This is a genomic window from Streptomyces sp. NRRL B-24085, assembly GCF_001282115.1.
Lineage (GTDB): Bacteria > Actinomycetota > Actinomycetes > Streptomycetales > Streptomycetaceae > Streptomyces.
The window spans coordinates 1-2,167 of sequence record NZ_LJBR01000658.1 but is presented as its reverse complement, the minus strand read 5'-3'; the positions used below and the strand labels follow the sequence as shown (position 1 = coordinate 2,167).

Annotated in this window: 3 protein-coding genes and 1 pseudogene; all 4 read right to left on the bottom strand. The window is 68.9% G+C overall.

The features are described from left to right. Nucleotides 1-277: pseudogene (locus tag AOJ26_RS40950) on the bottom strand (hypothetical protein); the annotation flags it as partial. Between the two features lie 72 nt (nt 278-349). After that, nucleotides 350-883, bottom strand: coding sequence for a DinB family protein (locus tag AOJ26_RS40945; protein ID WP_053853389.1), 534 nt, complete (start codon nt 881-883; stop codon nt 350-352). Between the two features lie 25 nt (nt 884-908). After that, on the bottom strand, nt 909-1,103 hold the full coding sequence (locus AOJ26_RS40940; protein ID WP_053853388.1) for a DUF397 domain-containing protein: 195 nt from the start codon (nt 1,101-1,103) through the stop codon (nt 909-911). Next, nucleotides 1,087-1,926, bottom strand: coding sequence for a helix-turn-helix domain-containing protein (locus AOJ26_RS40935; RefSeq protein ID WP_053853387.1), 840 nt, complete (start codon nt 1,924-1,926; stop codon nt 1,087-1,089). The genes AOJ26_RS40940 and AOJ26_RS40935 overlap by 17 nt, the downstream gene beginning before the upstream one ends. Nucleotides 1,927-2,167: the final 241 nt, after the last annotated feature.

Here is a 2,167-nt window from a genome sequence, read left to right as displayed (position 1 = left end):
GGCCGTTGATCTCGGCGCGGCGGGCCGCCCTGCGCCGCGTCTCGCACAGCAGGCACAGGTCGGGGGCGTTCTCGTCGACCGGGCCGTTCGGGTGCTCGGCGCAGCGGGTGGTGGGGGCAGCGGCGGAGACGCTGTCCTCCAGGAGGTCCAGGGCCCGCTTGAGGTCGCCCTTCATCTCATGCAGCTTGGCGTCCGGGGTGTCACCGGTGAGGGCGTCCCCGTGCTCCCCGAGCAGACGGAGAGCACGGCCTAGGGCGGTGAGCTGGGCGTGGTTCATGGTTTCAGGGTACGAGGGGGTCGAGCCCCCGCAGATGTTGCTGCACCTGCGGGGCACGGGGAGGGGCTCCGGTCAGCCCATGCTCTTGGCGCCGTCCAGGGCCTCCCGGACGATGTCGGCGTGGCCCGCGTGCTGGGCGGTCTCGGCGACGATGTGCAGCAGCACCCTGCGGGCCGACCACTGGGCCCCCGCCTCGAACCAGGGCGCCTTGGGCAGCGGATGGGCGGCGTCCAGGTCGGGCAGGCCGGCGACCAGTTCGTCCGTCCGCTCGGCCGTCTCCGCGTAGGCGGCCAGCACGCCGGCCAGGGTCTCGCCGGGCAGCATCCGGAACTCGTCGGCCCGCCGGGCCCAGTCGTCCTCGGTCATGGCGGTGAAGTCGCCCATCGACGACGGGCCCTCCTGGATGAAGCGCACCCAGTTCCGTTCCACCGACGTGACGTGCTTGATCAGACCGCCGAGACACAGTTCGCTCACGGTGGTCCGCTGCCCGGCCTGCTCGTCGGTGAGGTCGCGAGTGGTGAAGCGCAGGAAGTGCCGCTGCTTGGCCAGCGCCTCCAGCAGGTCGGCGCGCTCGTTGGTCGTGATGGCGTGCGTGGTGTTGGTCATGGGCCCAAGGTAGGAGTCGTATAGGTCAGATCCTGACCTCTATGACCGCCTTGACGAACACGGACCAGGATTCGGGCCGGAGCGTGAGCTTAGGGCCGTGGGGGTTCTTGGAGTCGCGGACGGGGATGGCGGTGGGGTGGCCGTCGGCCACTTCGAGGCAGTTGTCGCCGCCGCCGCCGCTGTACGTCGACTTGCGCCAAGTCTCAGGGTTGTTCCTCATGGGCATAATCCTGCGCCAACGCCTCGATCAGGGCCAGGGAGTTCTCCGGTGAGAGGGCAGAGGCCACGAGGAGATCAAATGTGAACCTCAGTTGGGCGACGGTAGCCGGGTCGTCCTCCATCCGTCCGTTGCGTACCCCCTCGTAGTAGACCAGCGGAGGGGCGTCTTCGAACTCCATCAGTTTCATGGCACCTTGCATCGCCGCGTGTGCTCCTGCACTGAGTGGCAACACCTGCATCATGACGCGGCTCCGATGTGCCAGGGCGGCGATGTGCCGCAGGGCCTCGGCCATCACCGCCCGGCCACCGGTCTCTCGGCGCAAGGCGGCCTCGTCAAGCACCGCCCACAACAGCGGCTTTGTTGGATGGTCGAGCAGGCGGGTCCGCTCCAACCGGCCGTTCACCCACTCGTCGATGGTTTCCTTCGGCGCTGTGGGGTCGTACGCACAGTTCACGGCTCGTGCATAAGCGGGCGTCTGCAGCAGTCCGGGGATCAGGAGCGGTGTGTACTCCCTGATCGCCGTGGCCTGGGTCTCGGCCTCCGCCACCTCCGAGAAGTGCTCCGGGTACCTGGACTTGGCCGCCGCCGCGCAGTTCCGCTGAAGGAACCCGTCGGTCCCCAGCACCTCGTCCAGCTGTCGCGCGACATCCCGTTGCATCCGCCGCGTACCCGCCTCCAGCTGCCCCACGAACGACCCGCTCACGAACAGCCGTTGCCCCAACTCCTCCTGGCTGAGCCCCGCCTTCTCCCGGGCGTGCCGCAGCTCCGCGCCCAGCAGGGCCCTCGGTGAGGACGACGGGTCGAGGTCCTTCGGTCCCGGCATGTGCGACTCCCCATCCACCAGGTGCGGTTGTTGGGCTGGTCCATATGGCCAGGTTAGAGCCGTGTCGGACACGCTGTGTCGCGAACTGCCAACTCAGCGTGCCGATGGAGGAGAGTGTGCGGTCCACCGAAGAAGTCCTGGAGTCCCTGCGGGAGGCGCTCACCGGGGTCGGCGTCGTGTTGCCGTCCCTCGCCGTCGACCCCCTCACCGGCGCCGGTGAGGAGCCGTTCCCGCTGGTCGA